Consider the following 19,365-nt stretch of genomic DNA (forward strand, 5'->3'; position numbering starts at 1 on the left):
TCTCATCCTGCGGCCGCGGGCTCAGCGGTGCCCGTACTGCAGAAGACAAATCCTTGAAAAGTCGCTGCACAAACAAGTTCTGCCAAAGTAGTGCTAGTGCTCCAAGTCAAATTCCTATTCGAGGTCGACCGGCGAATACAGTAAGGCCGCCTCAGTTGGCGCAGGATCTCAGACCTTGCAACATCATTAGTTTAAGTTCAGCGAGTGTGCCTGAGGCTGCGATCTTGGCGGACGCGTTGTTCCGCCAAAAAAGCCCCAGCGCCGCAGCGGGATGAAAGCAGAACGGTGCCAGGGCAGTGACGGCGTGCCTACCCGGCAGGAGGCAAGGGTCCAGACATTGTCCTGCCGAGCGCAAAAAAACGCCGACGGCAGCAGGATGTTCCTAAATGGAAAAAAGCCCCAGCGCCCTGGAGCCAAACGGCATCGCTGGGGCAGAGTCTGTCCTAACAGCCCCTCGCGGGGCACGGGAGAACTTGGCAACCGGCCATAGGTTCCTCGGCGGGGTTGCGCGGTGCCTTGGGCCTTCCGGCAAAAGAAATGCCCCAGCACCAAGGGGGGACAAAGCGCTGGGGCAGCCGAACAAGCCCGACAGGAGGCAGGGGGCAAGCTCCCGCCGAGCGCAACAGAAACGTCGATAACGGCAGGGCGTTCCTAAATCGTCGACCACAACTGTCCGCGCGGGAGGGTCTGCAACCGAGTAACCCTCTAGGCCATGCGCAGCTCCTTGAGTGCTGTTTTCGCGATCTCGGCCGGATCGTGAACGCTTGCGCCGATCTCGATGATCTTGCGCGCAACAATCTCTGTCAGTGGGTCGTTGCGATCGACCAGATCGAGCGAGCGCAGCGCGAAAGCGTACGCCTCATCAAGTCTGTCGATCTCTTGAGGCGTCAGCTTGCTGTCCCTGAGCAAGCGTCTGATCGGCATTGCTATCCCCCGGTTGCAAGAGCACGCCGGCGGGGAACAACTTACATCAAGGTTCAGAAATTGCGAATCCAATTACGACGCCGGACCTTTAGACCGGACTAACAGTACCGAGCCGGATGATCGCGGCGGCCTGTGGGAGAAGCCGGTCGTACTTGAAGCCTCGGAGCGATCAGCTCCACTGCATAGGTTAACGCGCCGCTCTTTTGGCGGCTCGGGATGCCAGACGACCGGGACCGGTAGTGCGAGCGCCGCGTAAGACCTTGCAAGAAGACCTTGCAAGAGCATCCTGCGAGCGGCGGAGCATGTCCTGCATCACCTCGTATTCAAGGCGCTGCCGCTCAAGCCTCGCAGCGAGGTACTTAGCCAGCCATTCCTGATCGCGGGGCAACACTAGCCTCTCCCAGGGACGCAGCTCTGGGAGAATAACTTAGGTTAAAGAGGCGGGTTCCATCAGTCGTCCCAAATCAGTTCCCCGCAGTCGCACTTGTAGACGCGGACGTAGCTTCGAGTTTGCATGCGCCACACCCGGTCAATGAGGCGAGCTGGTTTATTGCACTTGGGGCAGCGCGGCCGGGTTTTGATCTGATCTTGCAGCATGGGCACGTCTCGGCATTTGAGGCGTGACGCTTAAAGCAGCGAGCCGTTCCAAAAAATCATGCAAAAAAGTCCCAGCGCGCCGTGAGTGGGCTTGAACGGCAGGCTGGGGTGAAAGGCGACGCAACTGCCCTTTCGAGCATGGCAACAACCTTAGCGCTGCCCAGATCTGACCCGCAGCATCATGGGTTAAGTTCGCGGGTGTTCTGTTCGATTTTTGGGACGTACACTGGACGCCATGACTACGGAGCGATCCCCAAAGTCTACCAGCCTTTTCGCGAGGATCGCGCGCGGTTCGCGCAGTTCTACGAGCACTATCTGGCGGTTCATCGGGAAAGCCTTGAGACGTTGAAGCTCCCGAAGCCAGACACCTTCCTCGGCCGCAAGGCTCAGGAACTGTTCCCGCCAAGACCAGGAGTAGTTGTTCGGCAAAAAGCCCCCGCGCCGGAGAGGGGTCTTCTGGCGGGCTGCGGCAAGTCCTCACAAGCCGCCCGGCAGGAAGCCGGAAGGCTCCTGCGGGCGCGGGACAAACGCCGACGGTTGCCGGGCGTTCCTAACCGTATGAGTCCTCGGCGATCGGTGACACGTTCGCCGGCGCGCCTCTTCGAACTTTGCATCGGGGGTCGTCAGTCGCTCCTAGCCGGCATGCGCACATAGGTCCCGCTTTCGTGCAGCTCGAGCCAGCCGTGCTCAACCGCATACCGAAGCCCGGCGCCGAACTCGGGGCCCGTGGCTTTCAGCTTGGACAAGAACGGATAGTTGATTTTCTCGATGTGAATGCGGCCGTCCTGGACGGGCTCGATGCCGGCCGCCAGCTCGACCAGCTTGCGCGCCGCGGCTTCGGTATCGGCGTAGGGGCGGGCTTCGACATGTTTCACTAGCGGACCTTTCTTGCTGCCTGTGCGGCGTAGATGTGCTGGCGATGCGGATAGCTCTCGACGGGCTTCCAGCTGTCGAACACGGTGCCGCAGATGCAGCGCATGAGCGTGTTCTGTACGTCGCTGTCGAGCTTGTCGCCACGGGCCCGCTTGGCGGCCATCGCCGCGCGCCAGTCGCGATCGTGTCGCCATTCGGCGAGGGCACTCTCAGAGATGGTCGGCAGCATCTCGGACCATGTTGTCTCGAAGGCTTCGCGCGCAGCTTCGAATGTCCCGGCCGTGCCGGACCGCTTCGCACCTGGCTCCATGCCGGGATAGAAGCCGCAGCTCCAGCCCCATTGCTCGACGTTAACCGGCACGCCGGCGCGCTGGCCGATGTGGCCGATCCTGACGTCGCCGAAGTAGACGTCCCAGCCCTTGAGGTGCGGGTTGTCGTGCAGCTTGCGGGTGAGAGGGGGCTCCATTTGATGCGATTTATGCCGGCGATCGGCCGGAGTCGAATCTTCAATATCTTGTAGCGGTTAGCAGGCGTTCGACACCGCATTCCGTACGCCACTCGCGGAGGTCGTCGAAACTTTTCCGCTCGCCGGCTCTTGACGGATTCGGAAATTGCTGCGCATAACGCCGCCCCATTGAAACCGCCGAGCATTTTGCGTCGGCGCTCTGAGGACCAACCCATGTTGAGCTTACGCTCACATATCGTCGCGAAAGCCGCCACCGCACTGCCGTTTATCCGGACGTGTGATTGGTCGCGCATGTCCGTGACGGGACAAGGTCCGAGCTATCTGACGAAGCCCGAAAATCTCGGGACATCCATAGCAAGAGCGTAACCGGCGGCGGGAATTCACCCTCCGCCAAATAGGCGGAGAGGGCGATGGCCCGCAACAGCACCACCAAGACCAGACTCGAGAACCGCGACCGGACGTTTTCGTCCCCGGTAGCGATCGCCTTCGTCCGCACCGTTGTGGCGCGCCGAGGCATCTCCGAGGCCGAGGCCCGTCAGATCTATCTCGACTACCTCAACCGCGCCGAGCCGGAGCGGATGAGCAGAAGTGCGTAATTTTTGAGTTTTCTGAGTTTCTCGGCAACCAGTGCCGGCCCCTGCGAAAGCGGGGACGACCGGCGGGACCGAGCGGGCAAAAGCGGCTTCGCTGCGCGCCGTCCGTGATTAGTTTCTTTCGGCCGGGATAATCCCGGTCATCCGCCGGCGTAGCTCAGCGGTAGAGCAATGCTTTTGTAAAGCAGAGGTCGGGAGTTCGATCCTCTCCGCCGGCACCATGCCCCCATAGCTCAGATGGAGAGCAGCCCCGTCGTAAGGGGACGCGCGCAGACTCAAGCCCTGCTGCGGGCACCAATCCAACCTGCAAGGAATCGGTCCGGACGCACCACGAATTTCCTTCCTTAGCTCGGTGAGACAGAGCGCGCGCTTGATAAGCGTGAGGTGCGAGGGGCGGATCCTCGAGGAAGGACCATCATAGGAGCTTTTGGCTCCCGACTTAGACCTTTCGGCCATTAACTCGGAGCCTTCGACATGCTGACGACAGCGAAACCGGCGCGGCTCGCCGCCGCAACCGTCCCTCTGGACGTGTGACCGGAGCAACGATCGGCCAGGACTTTTAATCCTGTTGGCGCCGCCGGCGCCGCATCGTGGGTGTGAGTCCCACCACGTCCACCATCACGGACCTGTGCCCCCAGCGGCTAAGGGAGCGGATTCTTAATCCGTCGGCGCAAGCCATCGTCGGTTCGAGTCCGACCAGGTCCTCCATCAATTATCGCGAGGGAGTTTTGCGATGGCCCGCCGCAGCATGATTTCGATGCATCGTCCGCAGATCAGTTCGCCGTTGCCGGCTGGCGGCGCAAGAATGACCAACTCTTCCGGCGCGAACTCTTCTTCGCAGTGATCACAGCGGGGGCTTTCGAGCATCTCGCATTTGCCCACGCGCTTGTGGCGGAATTCGGTAGACGCATCAGTCTGAGAGGCTGACGGGAGACCACGCCGGTTCGACTCCGGCCGAGCGCACCAAATTGCCCATGTCCCCATCTGGAGAAGGGACCGGACTGTCGATCCGGGAAGGCGAGTTCGATCCTCGTCATGGGCGCCATTCACAAGGTGACGCTCTGGGCGGAGCGAATGCGGTAGAGGCAATGAAAGCGGAGGCACTGGAAGCGTCGCGAGCGCTACCGGAAGCCGAAGCGATGCACGAAATCAAGATCTACGGCGGCGTATGCGGCTTTTTGGCAATACACAGGTGGTGCGGATCGGTCGAATTATGAACCACAAATCGCAAAGCGGGTTCCGCGGGATGGCCCGGTGCTGCTGTCTCCATTACCGACCACCTGCGCCGCACCTCATGTAGATGAGTTTGAGGGGAACCGCCGATGACGCCATTGTCCCAGGCCGATGCAGAGCGGTACCGCAGGGAAGCTCAGGAGTGCCGAGAGCTGGCGGAGAAGGCTGATAGCCCTCTGGACAAGGAAGCGTGGCTACAACTTGCCGGGGATTGGCTGAAGCTTGCGCAAGAGGCGGAACGGGGCACCAAGCGGGGATGATCTGCCTCTACCGCTCAATAGACGACTTGCAGCCTAAACATTTATTTAGGTGAACGATGGTGTGTGGTCGATTACATGGAATCGAGGCGACGCTTCTTTCGACGAGGTTCTGAGGACCTGTCGCAAGTGGAGATCGCAATGACCGTTCGGGAGTTTATAGCTAGGCTGCAGGCGCTTCCCAACCAGGATGCGCTTGTGATCATTGCAAGCGGCCATGCAAACGAGTGGCTGATAGCCACCGGCATCGTTGAGCGCGGTATTTCTCCGTCACCTGCAAACCCGGATTTCGTTGTACCCGGAAACGATCCTGGCGTGGAAATCATCTAGCGGCTTTGCTGGACTATCTTCCAACATTTTGGCCATAGGTCGCCCCTTGGCCAGGCAACTAAAATAGCTCCCTTCAGAGTGTGGCCAGAGCACTGCTTTCGGGGAGCAGGGGGCCGCAGGTTCAAATCGCGCCACGCCGACTAATATGAGCCGTCATCGCGGGCGCATCGCCTGAGCGGGGAGGTAAGCCACCGGTTGAGACCAGGCCGCCGAGAGGCGGCTGAAACCGGAGCGAGCGCCCGACAGCGCGGTGCGCCTACGATGACGGTCCTGGAGCCAGATGGGAAGGCCGGCCGCTCATAAGGGCCAGATGAGGGTGTTCGATCCACCCCAGGACTACCAACGCAAACACCAACGTAGGAGTAACGACGATGTTTGGCGCCAATCCCGCGTTGGTGCTCAACGCGGATTTCCAGCCGCTTTCGTACTTTCCGCTCTCCCTGTTCAACTGGGAAGATGCGGTGCGAGCAGTCGTGAAGGGGTCTCACGTTGTCGTCGCCGAGTACGACCGGGTTGTCCGAAGCCCGACAACGGTGATGCGGCTGCCGTCGGTCATCGCGCTGCGCGAGTATGTGCGGCCGCCGGCACGGGTCGCCTTCACCCGGTTCAATGTCTTCCTGCGCGATCGCTTCCGTTGCCAGTATTGCGGCGAGCAGTTCGTCCGCGGCGAGTTGACGTTCGACCACGTCATCCCACGCGCCGACGGCGGCCAGACCTGCTGGGGCAACATCGTCGCGGCTTGCAGCCCCTGCAACACTCGCAAGGACCGCTTCCGCATGAAGCCGCTCCGGGCGCCGTACGACCCGGTCCAGCACGATCTGCTGGCGGCCCAGCGGCTATTCCCGCCGAACTTCATGCATGAGACCTGGCTCGATTTCCTCTATTGGGATTCCGAGCTCGAGCACTGACTATGTGGCCGGCGGCTGTTGCAATGGCCGCCGGCCTAGATCTGGCCGTAGCTCAATGGATGAGCATTCCCCTCCGAAGGGAAAGGCATGCAGGTTCGACCCCTGCCGGCCAGGCCACGAAATTGGAGAGTCCAGGCGGGATGGTCTGCCAGCGGTCTTGAAAACCGTCGCTCCTTCGGGTTGGGGGGTCGACTCCTCGGCTCTCCGCCATTTCATCACGCTGACCCCACAATTGCGACGTACGCGCGATCAGCAAGAGTTCTGTCCACGACGGATGTACTCGGGACAAGGCTGAGGAGTTGGAAGCCTCGGCACCATTTGCGGGATAGAGAAGAGGCCTATCTCGGTTGGCTCATAACCAGCAGAACGGCGGTTCGAATCCGTCTCCCGCAACCAACTCTTGAGGCGATCGCCATGGATGCACTGCTTCAGTTCTTCGCCTACGAGCACCTCCCGCCGCATCTCAAGGCAGTGAGCAAGCCGTTCGGCGACATGGCGCAGAAAATGTGCGTCGAACTGCCGCGCAATCCCGAAAGCACCACGGCGACGCGAAAGCTCCTCGAGGCGAAGGACTGCGCCGTCCGTGCCGTTCTTTTCAAGGATCCTGCCGCGGGAATTGAAGACTGATGGGTGTCCTCGGCGCCATCGCTTTCGCGATCCTCTACGCCGTGTTCTTCATCGGATCGGCGCCTCTCACGGGGTGGAGCATTGTCGGCGTCCTGGTTACGCTCGCCGTCGGATACTTCTTCGGCGCCGTCGTGATCCGGCCCTGACGGCTCTTCGCGCAGACACAGTGGCAATTGGCGAGCCCAAGGCGCTGTAAACGCCCCGGTTAAACCTGTGGCGGTTCGACTCCGTCTCTGCGCACCAGAATTCGCGGACAAAAGACTACGGTAGTCGGTGAGAGTGCCACTCTCACAGCCCGGGTTCGACCCCCGGTGTCCGCACCAATTTCGCCCGGGTGGCAGATGTGGTCATTGCGGCTGTTTGAAAAACCGAAGGAGTCCGTTCGAAACGGACCCCGGGCACCAGTCATTCGAGGTTCTTCATGCCCGTCTTGACCGTCGGGATATCGACTCTCATGGCCGCGCGCGCGGTTTCGAGCTCAGCCGCCATCTTCTCCAGGTTGGGGCTTTTGACGCTGAGCGTGGCTGCCGCTTTTAGCGCATCCAGGCCGGTGAACCGATAGTGAGGGTTTTTGAGATAGGTCTGGTATGACCCGCTGGTGATGCCAGCACTCGTGAGGAGACGATGCTGGTCCTTTTTGGTCTTGCAGGCCGAGACCGCCTTATCGAGGATGGACTTTAGGTTCTGAAATTCCGCGCTGGCCTCGATTTCCCGGATCTTGTCGTGCCATTTTTTCTCCAGCGCCTTTTGAGCTTCGACGTCGGATTGCTTGACCAGCCGTGGTTCGTTCTTTTCGTTGTACGCCACCGCGTAGCTCTGGGAGCACTCGGCGCAATCGATGCGAGCCTCATTCCAGTAGCCACCGCCCCACGGATGGTCGGGTGAGCAACGATCGACACGGATCAGGCCATTTCCACAGAGGCACGGGCCGGCTTCGATTTCGTCACGGTCAGTTCCCATTCCGGCACTCCGAGATTTAAGGGGCGCGGAAGCTATCCGTCCAGGCAGTTGGAGTCGAGAGGGCAATTCTCATTCGGGGCGCGCGCTGGGTCCGCGGGCATGCTTTGCAAGCAAGCTGAGTTCGGTTCGATACCGAGGCGCTCCACCATCATCACCTGCATGACCTGCACATTTGCGGCCGCCCTGCCGATTTGTGCAGGACCTGCATCTATTGGCGAGTGGCGAAGCGGCAACGCAGCGCACTGTTAATGCGCCCAGCGCAGGTTCGAATCCCGCCTCGTCAGCCAACACACTTCCGTTGCCGGCGCCTGACTTAGGCTGACGAACCGGAAGCGATGTCGATTTTTTCGACCGCCGGGTAGGGCGCAGAAATCGACATGCTGCCATCGTCTAGCGGCCAGGATGCCCGGTTCTCAGCCGGGATGACGCCGGTTCGAATCCGGCTGGCAGCACCGATTGCCCACCTAGCTCAATGGATAGAGCGCCAGTTTACGAAGCTGGGTCATGTCGAGGTTCGAATCCTCGGGCGGGCACCAATCATCAGCGTGTAGGGGAGCCCGGTCGTCCCTACCTGCCTTGGAAGCAGGGGATCGGTGGTTCGAATCCACCCGCGCTGACCAAACTCCTGGTCGCGTTCAATCGGTCTGCGGTATCCACAACGCGGGGGGATCTGGTAGGCGGCGAATAAACTTGTGGTATAAGGAGGTTTTCGGGGGCATTTTCGATGGACGCGGATTATCATGCGGCCAGCAACGGGTGGGCACTGCGAGCGCAGTTTGAGGAAATTTGTCACGTTGCGGTGCAGAACGAGATTTCCGCGCTGCTTGGCGCAGATCAGGCACAGCGGACTTATGGTGGGCAATACGGCGATCTTCTTCGCTGGATGATCCAAGCGGCACTCGAATATGCATTGGCTAACAACATCGAGCCGCATCATTTCGAAGACGACGTGCTCCGCGATGGTTTGTCGATTGTCGGCGCGCTTCGATACGCGTTCATCAATGATCCGTCCAATCGGTCGCCGAATTTCTTAGACCACGGCAATCCAATCGACCTGATCAAGGCCGACAAGGTTCCCCGCATTGACCGGATGTCGCTCGAATGCGTAGTCGGTGACTACCTTGCTTTGCCTTATCGGTCACAGGCGATGGATCGTGTTCTCGTCCGCGGCTTGATCGCCGCTGAGACGTATGCCTTTGGCGACGAAATGCTCAATGAAAAAACCTTCGGATTATTTCCGGCTCGGTCTCCGATGAAGCAGACCCATGTTTTGCTTGGGTATCTGCGCGGGCAATTCACCAGCGGCATAGTCTTCGGCGGAATTGCGGTTTTGGGTTTCGGGTTAAGCTCAGGCACGATCATCAGCGAGGGCGCGGCAGCGTGGATCGCCGGCATATGTCTGTCCCTTTTCCTGTTCTTCGTCGCGACGAGCACCTTGGCGCTGCCATACCTCTGGTTCAATCAAGCTAAAGCACGTCGACGAGTAAGGGACCTTCTGGCGACTATGACGACGCTTTACAACGAGCAACGATCAGATGGGCCAATCAGCGCTTACTACGTTCGCGAACGCGCAAACGACGCATCGAGGCAAGGCGTCGTATGGCCCGCACCGCTGTTCGCCATTCTAGACGACATCATATCGCGTACTGGCCGCTACTAAGCGGCGCGCCATTTCGCGAAGTGGTTCGCCCGCATACTGGAGAGAACGCCGCGCGCGGCAGCGCTGGAGCGCCTCAATCTTTCGTCGAGGATTAGCTTAGAGGCCCAAAGCACCTGGCTCTGACCCAGGCATCGGCGGTTCAAATCCGTCATCCCCTGCCAATTCGTTCCAAGTGCCAAGAGTGGTTATCGGCCGGTCTGCAAAACCGTGCACGGCGGTTCGAATCCGCCCTGGAACTCCAACGCCAAAATCGAAGATTATTTTTCAGATCTTTTGCACGCGCTCGTGGTCCAATGGATGGTCAGCGGATTTCTACTCCGCCCTATGCAGGTTCGAGTCCTGTCGAGCGCGCCAATTTTCCACCCCTCCAGAACAAAACTGGGCACCTGGGTCCGCTGTTGACCCTGAGCAGGCCCGTGGAGCGTCGGCTTGCAAGCTGCATCGTGGATCGTTTGCTGGCGTCCTTCGCTGAGAACTGCTTCTTACGGGGCGTCCGAGTTTCTGCGGCTGGGGTATGGCGCCGAATTCCGCTGGAAGCGCAACAGGAGGCCATGATAGGGTCACAAGCACCACAGCCATAGGTGGTGAGTGATGAGGCGACTTTGGGGGCCGGGCAGTTACAGACGGATGGTTTGGAAGTTGAGGAGCTTGCGGCACCGACGCCATGGCCGAATGCGAACGCGCGCCTGCTCGGGGTAGGCGCTGGGCTTCCCGTCGACCCCATCGACCGTCTCAAGAATTTCAGCGACAAACAGTTCGAACGCTTCACGCTGGAATGGGCCACGGGTTACCTGGCAAAGCACGTTCCCCACGTTTATCAGGTCCAGCAGCGCGGCGGAGCGGGAGACAAAGGACGCGACATCATCGTGTGGCGCGATCCCCCGGATGTGAAGCCGCGGCGTTGGCGCCTGTACCAGTGCAAGCACTATGCGGATGCTCTTTCCAAAGCCGTTGCGATCGAGGAGATCGGCAAGGTCCTGTACTTCAGCTTCAAGGGTGATTTTACGTCGCCCGAAGAATATTGGTTCGTCACCCACCAAGGCGTTGCGGGTACCTTGCAGGATTTGCTTGATGATCCCGCAAAGCTAAAGGCTGAGGTCATCGCCGGCTGGGACAAGCACTGCGCAAAGAAGATCACGGCCAAGAGCGTCATCGACCTCTCTCCCGAACTGAAAGCGCATATCGACGCGTTTGATTTCTCCATATTTCAGGCCAAGCAGCCGCTGGAGCTTATCGCGGAGCACAAGCAGACGCCGTTTCATCTGGTGGTGTTCGGCGCGCCGCTGATCGATCGCCCACCGCCACCCAAGCCGCCCTCGGAAATGCATGCGCAGGAAAGCGGATACATCGAGCAGCTGTTCGCCGTGATCGCGGAGCATCTGGGTATTCCGGTCGCGGCCGTAACTGACTTCGCTGAACAGCCGAAGATGCGCGCTCTTTTCGAGCGGTCGCGGCTCACCTTCTACAGCGCTGAAGGCCTGAAGGAGCTGGCGCGCGACCAGATGGCCGATCAAACCTTCTTCGACACGCTGTTGGACGAGTTCTGCAACGGGCTCTATCACGCCTATTCCTCCGAAGGGCTCGCGGGCCTCAAGCGGCTCCAGGAAACCGTGAAGGCGGCGCAGTCGCTCCAGCTGGGAGGGCATGTCCTCGGTGACCATGCCACCACCAATGACCGCGAAGGCATCTGCCACCAGCTTGCGAACGACCAGCGCGTGAAATGGTGCGAAACATGAGTCCAGGGGAAGTCACGAGTCCTGCGCGTCTGTTCAATACCCCGCTGGAGTGCGGATTCAGGTTCCATCATTCTGTTTCTCCAGCCGTGCCAGAACGAGCGGCCGCGGTTCGGGCCCGGCTCCGGATCGCCACGTTCGGCCGAGCGATGGCCCTCGATGATCTGCTCCTGGTCGAGCGTCTCGAGCTCGGCGAGGGTGCTGACCGGGGCGAAGTTCATGCGGCGATCTTTCGCTGGTTGCGTCGTTGCTCAGATTTGGTCGCCCATCTGACATTCCCGGGGGCATAATTGCCGTTGTTGTCCGGGTATCTATCGATTGAATGTTGCGGTGTCGGTCGAGGCCCTATGTACGTTTCAAACGCCTCAAACGACTTCAGCCACTCCTCGCAGACCTGGATTCCGCGTCCACCATAGTGGTGATAGCTATTGTGGTTCGAATTGGTGCAGCGCTGGATCATGTTGGACCAGACCTTGTACATTTTGCTCACTGCACCACGGCGCGATTTGCCATGGGTTACCTTGGACTGGTTTGGTGCGTGGCCGCATGATAGCGACTCGCCACTTTTCAGTTTGTCTGCTTTCACCGATCGTCGATTGCCACAGTCGCAAACGCAGAAGTAGGCGATGCGCTTCGGCCCGAGGTCGCGCTCTTCAACCACCCATTGGCCATACCGACGGCCGGTGAGATCCTCGAACTGTCGCGGCGTCACCATCTCCGTAGTTCCGACAATCCCTTCGCGAGCGGGCCGCCCATAATCGCGCGCTCCATGTCGCTCTCACTCCGGCGCTTGAGATGTCGGTCGAGCTCGGCCTGGACCTCGGGATGCACGTAATAGGTATCGCCGACCTGGACGATGCACGGCACCTTCCGAAACTCGCCGCCGAATCTCTTCACCAGCTTTTTGTGGATCCGGCGCGATCGGTTGCGCGATTCCGGGAAGAGGCGCTCTTCTGTGTCCTTGAGCGCGTTCGGTGCCACGACGAATTGCGGCAGCGCCGGCGCCGCCTTCACAAGCTTGGCGGCGTTCAGCACCTTGTCGATCGTGAGCCCCTCGGTTTCAGGAAATGCTCTGAACACGGTGCTCGTCCCCCGAAATGGGAAGTCATCGTTCACGGGCATGGAAGTCCTTTCGGGTTGCCGCAGACCGAGCACTCGCGGAAGTGCGGGTCCATGTGGCCGGTGCCGTACATTTCCCAGCCGCCATCTTCGCAGGCCTTGCAGGTCGGCGCCGGCGGCTCGCCCTCGATCTCCCGCAGGTGGCTGCCGATCGACGCGAAGTCGGTGATGATGGACTCGCTCATCTGCCCGCTATCCAACAGCCGAGACCGATCACGAACAGTGCCGGCATGCCGACGCTGTAGTAGAGCGAGATCATCTCCAAGATCTGCACGGCCTGCGGGGAGGGACCAAAGACAGCCAGGATTATCATTTGCCGAGCTCCAGGCTCGACGATGCAGGCTTCGCTGCCAGCACTCGTTGGATTTTCTCGAGCGTCTGTCGCAGGCCGAGTGCTGGCTGATTTTCGCGAGCTTCGACGTAGGCTATCGCGGCTTTGATGTCGGCCTCAGCGCGTATCAGCGCCTCCTGTTCCGGCGGCATTGTTGGTTCGGTGCGGATTGGGTCCGACGGGCCGGCCGAGGCGGCATGCTCGCATCGTGCGGGCGGCCCGACCGCAAAAGTGCAATCGAACATCGTCAAGGCCTGGTCGCGGCCGTTCTCACGACCACGCTTGAACCCGAGGCGATAAGCCCAACGTAGTGATGCTGACAAAAGTAGTGCACCGGCGATTGAGATCACGAGGGCTGCGGTCATTTGGGCGCGCTCTCCGTCGATGAGAGTGCGGCCCTGCGGTCCACTCGCTCGATTTCGGCGAGGATCAGCGCTCCAGCGCGCACCAGATCGCGGCGACCTCCGGCCGGCTTGAACCAGCTTCGATCCCAGGGCCAGTAGCGCGTGAAAGCCATGTGGCGAGAGTGCTCGGTGTCAAGGAATGATGTCAGGGCGTAGACGGCAGCGGCCATCGCCATCTCAGCGCTGATGTGGCTGTCGTCGTGCTCCAGGCTCCAGCCTTCCTTTTCCATCTGGCGGCGACGCTGCGCCAAGACGTCTCGTGCGGCCGCATTCTCGACCTGAGTGCGGAGCTGCTGGATGATGCGGTTCTGATCGATGATTAGCTGCGCGTCAGTTGGCGTTCCGTCCGGCCTACATGGCAATGCCGGCCAGTCCTCAGGCCCGAACTCGACGACGTCGGGCTCTTCGCCGATGCCATTGAGCAGCCAATTGTACAGCGCGACGTGATAGGCCGACTTGTATTCCTCGCGGAAGACGTGGGGCGTCACTTCGCGATCGCCGACTTTGATCGAGACGAAATAGTCGGTGCGGCCGTCTGACAGCGCCATGGGTTTGATCGAGACAACCGCCTCAGTGGCGCCGACGAGTTGCTTCGCCAGTGACAGGGCTGTCTCATAGCTCTGCCCCACCGTAGCGTGCTCGTTGTGGAAGAATTCCGCGATGTCGTTTTGATCCTGGTCAGAAACGAGGATCGGCCCAAGATGGCGTTCTGACGGTTCGCTGATCGCCAGCCTGATAGTTGGTTCCTGGGCAAGGGTGGACCGCTGCTGTTCACTCATGCCAGACCTCCCATCAGCCAAACGAAGGCAACCACGATGACTATTGCGCCGAGCATCTTTCGGTACGCATTTCTGAACGTCTTTCTCATGCGCTCGGCTATGTAAGGAGGGAGATCTCGCCGGTTCGACGGGCCGCCGGCTGGGGCGTTTTGGATGACCAGGAAGATGAGGAGGACAAGCAGGCCAGCGATGAGGCGCAGCATGATCAACCCTCCCCCGAGGTGGGCTGCGTGATGCATATGAGGCCGACGCCGGCAACCGTGAGCACCAAGACGGCGGTACCGATCACATAGACGGTGGTCATGATGGTCTCGAGCGTGGTCATGACGACACAACCTCCTTTCGTTGGGCGGTTTCGAATTGGCGGGTGGCGATGATCCGGAAGAGCGCGATCGCGATGCGGCCGCGCTCCGTGATGTCGAACTGGATCGGTCGGCGGCCGGCCTTGAAGGCGAGGCGGTGCTCGAGCAGGGGGCCGGCGAGGGAGAGGCCGAGCTCAGCCCAAGTCTGCGACGTGCCGTTCGGGTAGAGCCCGGAGTCGCGGCCGATCTCCATGGCTGATACCGGCCGGTCCGCGGCGACCATGCGCGCCAGGACCGCGGCCGAGCGGGGCTCGAGGCAGACCGGCTTCATAGCCCGAGTTCCTCTCGCGACGGGCCGAGCCGGATCCAGTCACGCCACAACTCAGGCGCCGCGCGCGTATCGAGTTGCCGGCGCGCTGGTCGAGGAATTTGCCTTGGATCGGGAGCAAAGAGGGGTGGACAGAGAACGAATGCACCTCTAAAGAGGCGCTCGCGATGTACGGTTTTGCAAGACCGGTTCCTGATTTTGCAAGACTTCCGAAGAAAGCTTAGTGATTTCAAGCGCTTCGGTGGGGAATGGTGTAACGGTAGCACAACAGACTCTGACTCTGTTTGTCTTGGTTCGAATCCAGGTTCCCCAGCCAGCACATAAACGACTGAATTATCAAGAGATTTACGAATTCGGCCCGTAGAGGGGCCGTTTTCATGTCGCATTTCGTGTCGCAATCGCTACAAGCAATTTCAATGGCTTAACAAGGGGTGCGGCGACTACACGCGACATGGTCGCGACAAAGTCGCGCGAAAACCAGCCGTGAATTGCTGCTGGTTTTCGGGCAGAGCGCCTTGCACACTCGCCCCGGTTGCGGAAAATTGTGTCCGAAGCGATGACCAATTTGTATTCGAGCAACTATTTTTGGGGAGGGTAGTTGACAAAAAAGTCAACCGAAGCACATCTATTAGCTCTGCACCGTGCGGGGAGGCTTGCTCATTATGACCGGACGCTTTGGCCAGATGATACTTGCCTGCGAAGACTTTGGGTTCACCCGAGTGTTGCACATTGGATGAACCAACAGGGCAGTGATGCCAACGAGCGTAGGTATTATGCGCAAGTCCGTGCGTTCTTCTCAGCGTTCGTGGCGGGAGATGATTTCGATGATGACGACATGCTCAAAGCTATGTCTGAGGGGCGGGATGGCATTTGGGAATTTAGGATCACGTTCGTTCCGCAAGCTCGCGTCTTTGGCGGGTTCCTGCGAACGGGTGAATTTGTTGCACTCAACTTCGACAAGCGATCGAATCTCGCTGCACGCGGATTCGCGCCGCTGATCACAGCGACCAAAGCCCGCTGGAAAGCATTGTTTCCGAGTGAAAGCCCGTTACTTTCGGGCAGAAGTCTCCTCCTGCAGGAGTTTGAAGATGACATTTGAACTCAAAGAGCTGACGCAGACTGATCAGGCGGACTTCAAGGCGGACGGACGCATGCGCGCGTATCTTTCCATGAAACGAGCATTCAAAAAGCGCGCGTCCGAAAGCGGTGTGACGATAAAATCGCTGGCAAAAGCCATTGATCGCGACAAGGGGCAGGTATCTCGCATCCTTTCAGGTCGCAGCAATGGCGTGACCTTAGATACCCTGGTCTTAATTACATCTGCGCTTGGATTCCGCTTATCTTTTGACGCGACGCCGGTTGAGGATATGCGAAAGCGAAATAGAAATGTTGCTCCGTCGAATTGCCAGAACGTCGTGCCGCTCAAGTTGAAAGACAGCCCGCCGGGCGTAGTGGTCTACGTTACAGGTGCCACAAAAGCCAACACGGACGGGGTTTATACGAAGTACACAGAAACTCGGAAATGACACTTTTTAACGTTCGCTACGTTCTGGTGTCGGACTACGGTACTGTTGAGCACGCCGGCAAGCTGGTGATCGCTGGACTGTATACGGAGGACATGGTCGTTCCCGCCTTGCCAGCGATTTTCAGTTCTTTGGTTTTCACTGTAATCGCCGAAACTCCCGCGGAGACCACGGACTATCGGTTCACGGTCGAAGCTCCCAGTGGAGGGATCGTGATTGGCGCAGAGGGAAGACTTGCACCGCTGGACAATCGTCAAGGGACTCGGCCGCGAGCGATCATTGGCTTTCAGTTCAACGGCCTCGTTTTTGAAGAACCCGGAGACTATAGTGTTGTTGTCGCCTCGCCGGATGGGTCGAATAGGAACGTAATTCACCAATACCGGATTGTTGTCGATCCGCACCTGGGCGGCCGCGACAATTCTCGACAGCCGTTCAACGACGCTGCAGAGACCCCGGACGGAAAGGCGAAAGCTCGCCGCAAAGCCTAGTCAGGAAGCAAGAGCCACCTAAATCCGCAGTTCCCATGAACTAGACGTGCGCTGCGGCCCGCTCAATTCGGTCAGCGCCCACACCAGCGCGTCGACACGATCCGGCGAGTAGCCAACGCGCGCACGGTCAAAGTCGCTCGTGAACGCGCACATCTGATCTTCGAGCACTGGAAAGCCGCCGACGTGATGAACCTTGCGTTGCTCGTATAGAGCGGCGATCGGCTCGGCGCGCACCACCTTGCCACGGCTGACCGACGTGCCGCGGCACTGGATCATCCGCAAGCTTCAATGTGAAAGCAAAGGGCCGCTCGGAAGCGGCCCTTTCTCGATCGCGACGAGCCGATCAGCACGCGGCGGCGATGCGCCTCAGGTTCTCGGTCTCCTCGTGGGACAGGCAGTTGCGAGTCACGGTTTGTTAGGGAGAGAACCAGCAAACGAATACCGGTGCGGGGGGCTGAAGCCGCCTAGGGCGACGGCTGCGATCGTGGTCATGGGGACGTCTCCCATACTGAGGTCAGGGCCGGACGTCGAGCCGGGCGCGCGCCGCTCCGCGAGCGACATGCCGATCATCTGCCACGCGACTCCATTCGGTCAAACGACGTGCCGCGCGCATTGCACCGAGTTGGTGCATTCATTCGTCTATCGGTAGAACGGGCGTAGACCCGTCTGCTATCCGCTGAATCTCAGTCCTGCTATCCGCTGAACGCGCTCTCGAATTGCACTGTTTAGTGCATCACATTGTCGCGAGTCACCTGCAGGCACTGACCTCCGCTCGCGCTTGACCTTCGTGTGGGTGTCGCCCGCCTGCACAGCCACAATAGGTCGCGGCTTCACTCCAGCCGGTATCGGCGCGATTATGCCGGCATGCGACCCACGAAGACCTCCTTCGGCACCATGCGCTCGATGGGCGTGCACGGCGTGCTCGTCTATTGTCATTGCGAGCATCACGTTGCCTTGACCGCCGATCGATGGCCGGACGAGCTGAGGCTGTCCGACGTCGAGCCGCGCTTCGTCTGCAGCGCCTGCGGCCAGCACGGAGCCGATGTCAGACCGGACTTCAACTGGGCTAGGATCCCTACGGGTTATTGATGAAGCCCCGGCGGGGTACTGATGAAGGTCGTTGCTCGAATTTCGATGGCAACGCAAGGATGGACATGCGCCCCTCGGTGTTAAATGTGACAGGTAGACCGCCTTCGGGAAGGTCCTGGCATGCTTACCGCTTCGGAATGCCGAGATATCGCCAGCAGATACAAGTCGCTGGCGCAACGAGATGACGTTTCGCAAGAGCGCGCGGTCATGCTGAGAAACATTGCCCGCACGTTTGTCGGTCTGGCAGGCCAACTTGATCGGCTCGCGGCGGATATAAGGGAACATGAGGCCGCCTCACTTCGCGTTGCTCCGAAGGATCGGCCTCGATGAAATTTGCCGCCAGCCGCCCTTCGCAGATCCGGACGCCGCCGCCCGCAAGCTCGTCGAGCTCGCCGCCGGCATTGAGGCCGTCCAGGACGGCCGCATCCATATCGAGAAGATCAACGCGCCGTTTCTCTACAAGCTGAAGGGCAGCGGCCCCGAGTTCGGTGCCGGCATCAAGTACGCGAAAGAGCACGATTGGCTGGAGGTGCATGAGAGCGGCACGTATGTGCGGCTCACGAAACCCGGCGAAGACCCGCTTCCGGGCTGACGGACGGCGCTAGTCGGTTGTGCCGGTCTGCATGCTGTTGTGCATTTACTGTCATCACGCACTCCCACACTGACTATGCAATCCTAGACAAGGCCAAGAGGCACAAGAAGGTTCGGTGGGACAGGACAGAACTTCGGCGCGGGTCCGCTGGCGTGAACCGGCGGGCGCAGGAGCGAAGCCCCCGCTCCTGACGGGCGGGTCTGGACCTTTTAGACGTGGCAAGCGTTGAACTCTCCAACACAGGGCAGGATCGCGAAGCCGGAGCGCCGGTCGTGAGTACCGTCCCTCTGGAACTTGAAAGACGATTGGCGCAGCGGTGGGCCGCCAGATTTGAACGGGCTACTTCAGAAGCCCAACAACGGCAGCAAACCGCGGGACCTCCGCTTCAGACTAATAATGGCGCCCCTCAGGACCGGGGCCGTTTTGATTCCGCCTTTTCCGTCGTCGATGGAGTCACAATGCCTAGACAGATTGCAATTGCTCTCTGTTCATTGGCTGCTGCGTGCGTATTCGCATTCAGCGTGGCGGCAATCGTTTCTCATCACTAGCCAGCAAAGAAATCCCGCCGACCTTGTGAGCCGGCGGGAGTTTGACTGAGATTGCGAGCGGGACTCCCGATCGCGGGTCTCAACTAGCACGAGAAACCGCTGGCGTTCTGCCCGCTTCCTGCGCAATCGGCGCGATGTTATGCTCGTCGCAGAACCGGGAGTTTCTCGATGCGCAAAATCGCCGTCGCCGTCATGTTTGCCCTGATCGCCGGCCCCGCACTGGCGCAGGACCATGTTCAGATGTATGGCGAAGAGGCCAAGGAGAAGACGGCGACGCAGAAGGCGGACGAGAATCGGGCTGAGCGCGCCTATCAACACTCTCTCAGCAATGTTCCGGACCAGAAGCCGGTCGATCCGTGGGGAACTGCCCGCGGCGATGATGCATCGAAGAGGTCAGCCGCGCCGGCCAAGCCGACGGTGAAGCCGGCGGTGAAGAAGTCGTCCAAGGCCAAGAGCGGCAGTACAGCCGATTAGCAAAGATACACGCAGAAGTGGGCCGGCCACACCCACCCCGGTCCATGCGCAGATACCGTAGACTGCTCAGTTCGATTCGCCCAAGTCTAGCAACAAGTGCTCTTTCTCACGGTCGTGAGGCCGGGTAGACTGCGATCGGCTGTGCTGGACACGGGCTGCGCCGATAGTTCCGTTGGGGCGCGAATGGGCAGCGACATTGCCGTCGGCGAGCGCCGCAATCTTAGCAA

26 protein-coding genes, 19 tRNA genes and 1 pseudogene are annotated in these 19,365 nt (G+C 60.0%); 32 read left to right on the forward strand and 14 right to left on the reverse strand.

The window, feature by feature from the left end:
* Window positions 1-705: 705 nt before the first annotated feature.
* From AC629_RS13870 to AC629_RS13880, 3 genes are all read right to left on the reverse strand, one after another.
* Window positions 706-924 (reverse strand): hypothetical protein, encoded by a 219-nt coding sequence (locus tag AC629_RS13870; RefSeq protein ID WP_084805305.1) that lies wholly within the window; start codon window positions 922-924, stop codon window positions 706-708.
* Window positions 925-2,144: 1,220 nt separating this feature from the next.
* Window positions 2,145-2,396: a hypothetical protein gene (locus AC629_RS13875; protein ID WP_084805306.1), complete on the reverse strand. Its 252-nt coding sequence runs from the start codon at window positions 2,394-2,396 to the stop codon at window positions 2,145-2,147.
* Window positions 2,396-2,860 carry a hypothetical protein gene (locus AC629_RS13880; protein WP_084805307.1) on the reverse strand — a complete coding sequence of 155 codons (465 nt, stop codon included), beginning with the start codon at window positions 2,858-2,860 and terminating at the stop codon, window positions 2,396-2,398. The genes AC629_RS13875 and AC629_RS13880 overlap by 1 nt, the downstream gene beginning before the upstream one ends.
* A 410-nt stretch (window positions 2,861-3,270) precedes the next feature.
* Here AC629_RS13880 and AC629_RS13885 point away from each other — a divergent pair, with 410 nt between their 5' ends.
* The 4 genes from AC629_RS13885 (at window position 3,271) to AC629_RS13900 (ending at window position 4,161) form a co-directional block, all read left to right on the forward strand.
* Window positions 3,271-3,456: a hypothetical protein gene (locus AC629_RS13885; RefSeq protein ID WP_084805308.1), complete on the forward strand. Its 186-nt coding sequence runs from the start codon at window positions 3,271-3,273 to the stop codon at window positions 3,454-3,456.
* Window positions 3,457-3,599: 143 nt separating this feature from the next.
* A tRNA-Thr gene (locus tag AC629_RS13890) sits at window positions 3,600-3,674 on the forward strand.
* Window positions 3,675-3,977: 303 nt separating this feature from the next.
* Window positions 3,978-4,071: transfer RNA gene (locus AC629_RS46760), tRNA-Lys, on the forward strand.
* A 4-nt stretch (window positions 4,072-4,075) separates the two neighbouring features.
* A tRNA-Lys gene (locus tag AC629_RS13900) sits at window positions 4,076-4,161 on the forward strand.
* On the opposite strand, the gene AC629_RS46765 is transcribed toward AC629_RS13900, so the two are convergent.
* A complete protein-coding gene (locus tag AC629_RS46765) occupies window positions 4,162-4,320 on the reverse strand; it encodes a hypothetical protein (RefSeq protein ID WP_168195477.1) in 159 nt (52 codons plus the stop codon).
* A 15-nt stretch (window positions 4,321-4,335) separates the two neighbouring features.
* Here AC629_RS46765 and AC629_RS13905 point away from each other — a divergent pair.
* From AC629_RS13905 to AC629_RS13945, 11 genes are all read left to right on the forward strand, one after another.
* Window positions 4,336-4,419, forward strand: a tRNA-Leu gene (locus AC629_RS13905).
* 4 nt (window positions 4,420-4,423) lie between these two features.
* Window positions 4,424-4,498, forward strand: a tRNA-Asp gene (locus AC629_RS13910).
* Window positions 4,499-5,084: 586 nt separating this feature from the next.
* Window positions 5,085-5,273 carry a hypothetical protein gene (locus AC629_RS13915; protein ID WP_143199119.1) on the forward strand — a complete coding sequence of 63 codons (189 nt, stop codon included), beginning with the start codon at window positions 5,085-5,087 and terminating at the stop codon, window positions 5,271-5,273.
* A gap of 371 nt (window positions 5,274-5,644) precedes the next feature.
* Window positions 5,645-6,181 carry an HNH endonuclease gene (locus AC629_RS13920; protein WP_084805310.1) on the forward strand — a complete coding sequence of 179 codons (537 nt, stop codon included), beginning with the start codon at window positions 5,645-5,647 and terminating at the stop codon, window positions 6,179-6,181.
* A 41-nt stretch (window positions 6,182-6,222) separates the two neighbouring features.
* A tRNA-Arg gene (locus AC629_RS13925) sits at window positions 6,223-6,298 on the forward strand.
* 7 nt (window positions 6,299-6,305) lie between these two features.
* Window positions 6,306-6,391: transfer RNA gene (locus tag AC629_RS46770), tRNA-OTHER, on the forward strand.
* A gap of 109 nt (window positions 6,392-6,500) precedes the next feature.
* Window positions 6,501-6,577 (forward strand) — tRNA-Met (locus AC629_RS13930).
* Window positions 6,578-6,595: 18 nt separating this feature from the next.
* Window positions 6,596-6,808, forward strand: a complete 213-nt coding sequence (locus AC629_RS13935) for a hypothetical protein (protein WP_084805311.1) — start codon at window positions 6,596-6,598, stop codon at window positions 6,806-6,808.
* Complete coding sequence (locus AC629_RS46775; RefSeq protein ID WP_168195478.1) at window positions 6,808-6,954, forward strand: hypothetical protein; 147 nt, start codon at window positions 6,808-6,810, stop codon at window positions 6,952-6,954. Before AC629_RS13935 ends, AC629_RS46775 begins: the two co-directional genes overlap by 1 nt.
* Before the next feature lie 103 nt (window positions 6,955-7,057).
* Window positions 7,058-7,131 (forward strand) — tRNA-Gly (locus AC629_RS46780).
* A 5-nt stretch (window positions 7,132-7,136) separates the two neighbouring features.
* A tRNA-Phe gene (locus AC629_RS13945) sits at window positions 7,137-7,212 on the forward strand.
* Between the two features lies 1 nt (window position 7,213).
* Here the strand turns inward: AC629_RS13945 and AC629_RS13950 are convergent.
* Window positions 7,214-7,768, reverse strand: coding sequence for a hypothetical protein (locus AC629_RS13950; RefSeq protein ID WP_084805312.1), 555 nt, complete (start codon window positions 7,766-7,768; stop codon window positions 7,214-7,216).
* Between the two features lie 75 nt (window positions 7,769-7,843).
* Here AC629_RS13950 and AC629_RS46785 point away from each other — a divergent pair.
* The 10 genes from AC629_RS46785 to AC629_RS13995 all read left to right on the forward strand — a co-directional run bounded on the left by AC629_RS46785 (window position 7,844) and on the right by AC629_RS13995 (window position 11,164).
* A tRNA-Ala gene (locus tag AC629_RS46785) sits at window positions 7,844-7,916 on the forward strand.
* 64 nt (window positions 7,917-7,980) lie between these two features.
* Window positions 7,981-8,055: transfer RNA gene (locus AC629_RS13955), tRNA-Asn, on the forward strand.
* A 92-nt stretch (window positions 8,056-8,147) separates the two neighbouring features.
* Window positions 8,148-8,220: transfer RNA gene (locus tag AC629_RS13960), tRNA-Glu, on the forward strand.
* Window positions 8,221-8,226: 6 nt separating this feature from the next.
* Window positions 8,227-8,304: transfer RNA gene (locus AC629_RS13965), tRNA-Arg, on the forward strand.
* A 5-nt stretch (window positions 8,305-8,309) separates the two neighbouring features.
* A tRNA-Pro gene (locus AC629_RS13970) sits at window positions 8,310-8,388 on the forward strand.
* Between the two features lie 104 nt (window positions 8,389-8,492).
* Entirely contained in the window at window positions 8,493-9,428 is a 936-nt protein-coding gene (locus AC629_RS13975; RefSeq protein ID WP_084805313.1) for a hypothetical protein, read from the forward strand.
* 85 nt (window positions 9,429-9,513) lie between these two features.
* Window positions 9,514-9,589 (forward strand) — tRNA-Gln (locus AC629_RS13980).
* A gap of 4 nt (window positions 9,590-9,593) precedes the next feature.
* A tRNA-Cys gene (locus AC629_RS13985) sits at window positions 9,594-9,669 on the forward strand.
* Window positions 9,670-9,707: 38 nt separating this feature from the next.
* Window positions 9,708-9,782 (forward strand) — tRNA-Arg (locus AC629_RS13990).
* Window positions 9,783-10,012: 230 nt separating this feature from the next.
* A complete protein-coding gene (locus AC629_RS13995; RefSeq protein WP_245331856.1) occupies window positions 10,013-11,164 on the forward strand; it encodes an ABC-three component system protein in 1,152 nt (383 codons plus the stop codon).
* Between the two features lie 214 nt (window positions 11,165-11,378).
* Here the strand turns inward: AC629_RS13995 and AC629_RS45260 are convergent, their stop codons facing one another.
* From AC629_RS45260 to AC629_RS14025, 8 genes are all read right to left on the reverse strand, one after another.
* A complete protein-coding gene (locus tag AC629_RS45260; RefSeq protein WP_143199120.1) occupies window positions 11,379-11,876 on the reverse strand; it encodes a hypothetical protein in 498 nt (165 codons plus the stop codon).
* Complete coding sequence (locus AC629_RS14000) at window positions 11,870-12,241, reverse strand: hypothetical protein (protein WP_143199121.1); 372 nt, start codon at window positions 12,239-12,241, stop codon at window positions 11,870-11,872. Before AC629_RS14000 ends, AC629_RS45260 begins: the two co-directional genes overlap by 7 nt.
* 32 nt (window positions 12,242-12,273) lie before the next feature.
* Complete coding sequence (locus AC629_RS14005) at window positions 12,274-12,465, reverse strand: hypothetical protein (RefSeq protein ID WP_084805316.1); 192 nt, start codon at window positions 12,463-12,465, stop codon at window positions 12,274-12,276.
* A complete protein-coding gene (locus AC629_RS49830) occupies window positions 12,462-12,593 on the reverse strand; it encodes a hypothetical protein (protein ID WP_283846527.1) in 132 nt (43 codons plus the stop codon). Before AC629_RS49830 ends, AC629_RS14005 begins: the two co-directional genes overlap by 4 nt.
* Complete coding sequence (locus AC629_RS14010) at window positions 12,590-12,976, reverse strand: hypothetical protein (protein ID WP_143199122.1); 387 nt, start codon at window positions 12,974-12,976, stop codon at window positions 12,590-12,592. Before AC629_RS14010 ends, AC629_RS49830 begins: the two co-directional genes overlap by 4 nt.
* Window positions 12,973-13,794 carry a hypothetical protein gene (locus AC629_RS14015; protein WP_084805318.1) on the reverse strand — a complete coding sequence of 274 codons (822 nt, stop codon included), beginning with the start codon at window positions 13,792-13,794 and terminating at the stop codon, window positions 12,973-12,975. Before AC629_RS14015 ends, AC629_RS14010 begins: the two co-directional genes overlap by 4 nt.
* Complete coding sequence (locus AC629_RS14020) at window positions 13,791-13,997, reverse strand: hypothetical protein (protein ID WP_084805319.1); 207 nt, start codon at window positions 13,995-13,997, stop codon at window positions 13,791-13,793. The genes AC629_RS14015 and AC629_RS14020 overlap by 4 nt, the downstream gene beginning before the upstream one ends.
* Window positions 13,998-14,115: 118 nt before the next feature.
* Window positions 14,116-14,427: a hypothetical protein gene (locus tag AC629_RS14025; RefSeq protein ID WP_084805320.1), complete on the reverse strand. Its 312-nt coding sequence runs from the start codon at window positions 14,425-14,427 to the stop codon at window positions 14,116-14,118.
* Window positions 14,428-14,666: 239 nt separating this feature from the next.
* On the opposite strand from AC629_RS14025, the gene AC629_RS14030 reads away from it, so the two are divergent.
* From AC629_RS14030 to AC629_RS14045, 4 genes are all read left to right on the forward strand, one after another.
* Window positions 14,667-14,740: transfer RNA gene (locus tag AC629_RS14030), tRNA-Gln, on the forward strand.
* Window positions 14,741-15,157: 417 nt separating this feature from the next.
* Window positions 15,158-15,523, forward strand: a complete 366-nt coding sequence (locus AC629_RS14035) for a hypothetical protein (RefSeq protein ID WP_084805321.1) — start codon at window positions 15,158-15,160, stop codon at window positions 15,521-15,523.
* Window positions 15,513-15,950 carry a helix-turn-helix domain-containing protein gene (locus AC629_RS14040; protein WP_084805322.1) on the forward strand — a complete coding sequence of 146 codons (438 nt, stop codon included), beginning with the start codon at window positions 15,513-15,515 and terminating at the stop codon, window positions 15,948-15,950. Before AC629_RS14035 ends, AC629_RS14040 begins: the two co-directional genes overlap by 11 nt.
* Entirely contained in the window at window positions 15,947-16,435 is a 489-nt protein-coding gene (locus AC629_RS14045; RefSeq protein ID WP_084805323.1) for a DUF6941 family protein, read from the forward strand. The genes AC629_RS14040 and AC629_RS14045 overlap by 4 nt, the downstream gene beginning before the upstream one ends.
* An 18-nt stretch (window positions 16,436-16,453) precedes the next feature.
* Here AC629_RS14045 and AC629_RS14050 read toward each other — a convergent pair.
* A pseudogene (locus tag AC629_RS14050) lies at window positions 16,454-16,772 on the reverse strand (phage terminase large subunit family protein); the annotation flags it as partial.
* Window positions 16,773-17,299: 527 nt separating this feature from the next.
* Here AC629_RS14050 and AC629_RS14055 point away from each other — a divergent pair.
* From AC629_RS14055 to AC629_RS14070, 3 genes are all read left to right on the forward strand, one after another.
* The gene (locus AC629_RS14055; protein ID WP_084805324.1) at window positions 17,300-17,524 is read left to right on the forward strand and encodes a hypothetical protein; all 225 of its coding nucleotides are present in this window, start codon (window positions 17,300-17,302) and stop codon (window positions 17,522-17,524) included.
* A 283-nt stretch (window positions 17,525-17,807) separates the two neighbouring features.
* Entirely contained in the window at window positions 17,808-18,116 is a 309-nt protein-coding gene (locus tag AC629_RS14065; RefSeq protein WP_084805326.1) for a hypothetical protein, read from the forward strand.
* A gap of 716 nt (window positions 18,117-18,832) precedes the next feature.
* Window positions 18,833-19,138 carry a hypothetical protein gene (locus tag AC629_RS14070; protein ID WP_084805327.1) on the forward strand — a complete coding sequence of 102 codons (306 nt, stop codon included), beginning with the start codon at window positions 18,833-18,835 and terminating at the stop codon, window positions 19,136-19,138.
* Window positions 19,139-19,365: the final 227 nt, after the last annotated feature.

Origin of the sequence: Bradyrhizobium sp. NAS80.1, assembly GCF_001908205.1 — a bacterium.
Classification (GTDB): domain Bacteria; phylum Pseudomonadota; class Alphaproteobacteria; order Rhizobiales; family Xanthobacteraceae; genus Bradyrhizobium.

Coding starts and splice junctions, on each gene's coding strand:
- AC629_RS14005 (WP_084805316.1), bottom strand. CDS start 12,465: ATGAGCGAGTCCATCATCACCGACTTCGCGTCGATCGGCAGCCACCTG.
- AC629_RS14070 (WP_084805327.1), top strand. CDS start 18,833: ATGCGCAAAATCGCCGTCGCCGTCATGTTTGCCCTGATCGCCGGCCCC.
- AC629_RS13870 (WP_084805305.1), bottom strand. CDS start 924: ATGCCGATCAGACGCTTGCTCAGGGACAGCAAGCTGACGCCTCAAGAG.
- AC629_RS46765 (WP_168195477.1), bottom strand. CDS start 4,320: ATGCTCGAAAGCCCCCGCTGTGATCACTGCGAAGAAGAGTTCGCGCCG.
- AC629_RS13975 (WP_084805313.1), top strand. CDS start 8,493: ATGGACGCGGATTATCATGCGGCCAGCAACGGGTGGGCACTGCGAGCG.
- AC629_RS49830 (WP_283846527.1), bottom strand. CDS start 12,593: ATGATAATCCTGGCTGTCTTTGGTCCCTCCCCGCAGGCCGTGCAGATC.
- AC629_RS14045 (WP_084805323.1), top strand. CDS start 15,947: ATGACACTTTTTAACGTTCGCTACGTTCTGGTGTCGGACTACGGTACT.
- AC629_RS14065 (WP_084805326.1), top strand. CDS start 17,808: ATGAGGCCGCCTCACTTCGCGTTGCTCCGAAGGATCGGCCTCGATGAA.
- AC629_RS13950 (WP_084805312.1), bottom strand. CDS start 7,768: ATGGGAACTGACCGTGACGAAATCGAAGCCGGCCCGTGCCTCTGTGGA.
- AC629_RS14035 (WP_084805321.1), top strand. CDS start 15,158: ATGAACCAACAGGGCAGTGATGCCAACGAGCGTAGGTATTATGCGCAA.
- AC629_RS13935 (WP_084805311.1), top strand. CDS start 6,596: ATGGATGCACTGCTTCAGTTCTTCGCCTACGAGCACCTCCCGCCGCAT.
- AC629_RS14010 (WP_143199122.1), bottom strand. CDS start 12,976: ATGACCGCAGCCCTCGTGATCTCAATCGCCGGTGCACTACTTTTGTCA.
- AC629_RS14025 (WP_084805320.1), bottom strand. CDS start 14,427: ATGAAGCCGGTCTGCCTCGAGCCCCGCTCGGCCGCGGTCCTGGCGCGC.
- AC629_RS45260 (WP_143199120.1), bottom strand. CDS start 11,876: ATGGTGACGCCGCGACAGTTCGAGGATCTCACCGGCCGTCGGTATGGC.
- AC629_RS14015 (WP_084805318.1), bottom strand. CDS start 13,794: ATGAGTGAACAGCAGCGGTCCACCCTTGCCCAGGAACCAACTATCAGG.
- AC629_RS13880 (WP_084805307.1), bottom strand. CDS start 2,860: ATGGAGCCCCCTCTCACCCGCAAGCTGCACGACAACCCGCACCTCAAG.
- AC629_RS14020 (WP_084805319.1), bottom strand. CDS start 13,997: ATGCTGCGCCTCATCGCTGGCCTGCTTGTCCTCCTCATCTTCCTGGTC.
- AC629_RS13915 (WP_143199119.1), top strand. CDS start 5,085: ATGACCGTTCGGGAGTTTATAGCTAGGCTGCAGGCGCTTCCCAACCAG.
- AC629_RS14040 (WP_084805322.1), top strand. CDS start 15,513: ATGACATTTGAACTCAAAGAGCTGACGCAGACTGATCAGGCGGACTTC.
- AC629_RS46775 (WP_168195478.1), top strand. CDS start 6,808: ATGGGTGTCCTCGGCGCCATCGCTTTCGCGATCCTCTACGCCGTGTTC.
- AC629_RS13885 (WP_084805308.1), top strand. CDS start 3,271: ATGGCCCGCAACAGCACCACCAAGACCAGACTCGAGAACCGCGACCGG.
- AC629_RS14055 (WP_084805324.1), top strand. CDS start 17,300: ATGCGACCCACGAAGACCTCCTTCGGCACCATGCGCTCGATGGGCGTG.
- AC629_RS13920 (WP_084805310.1), top strand. CDS start 5,645: ATGTTTGGCGCCAATCCCGCGTTGGTGCTCAACGCGGATTTCCAGCCG.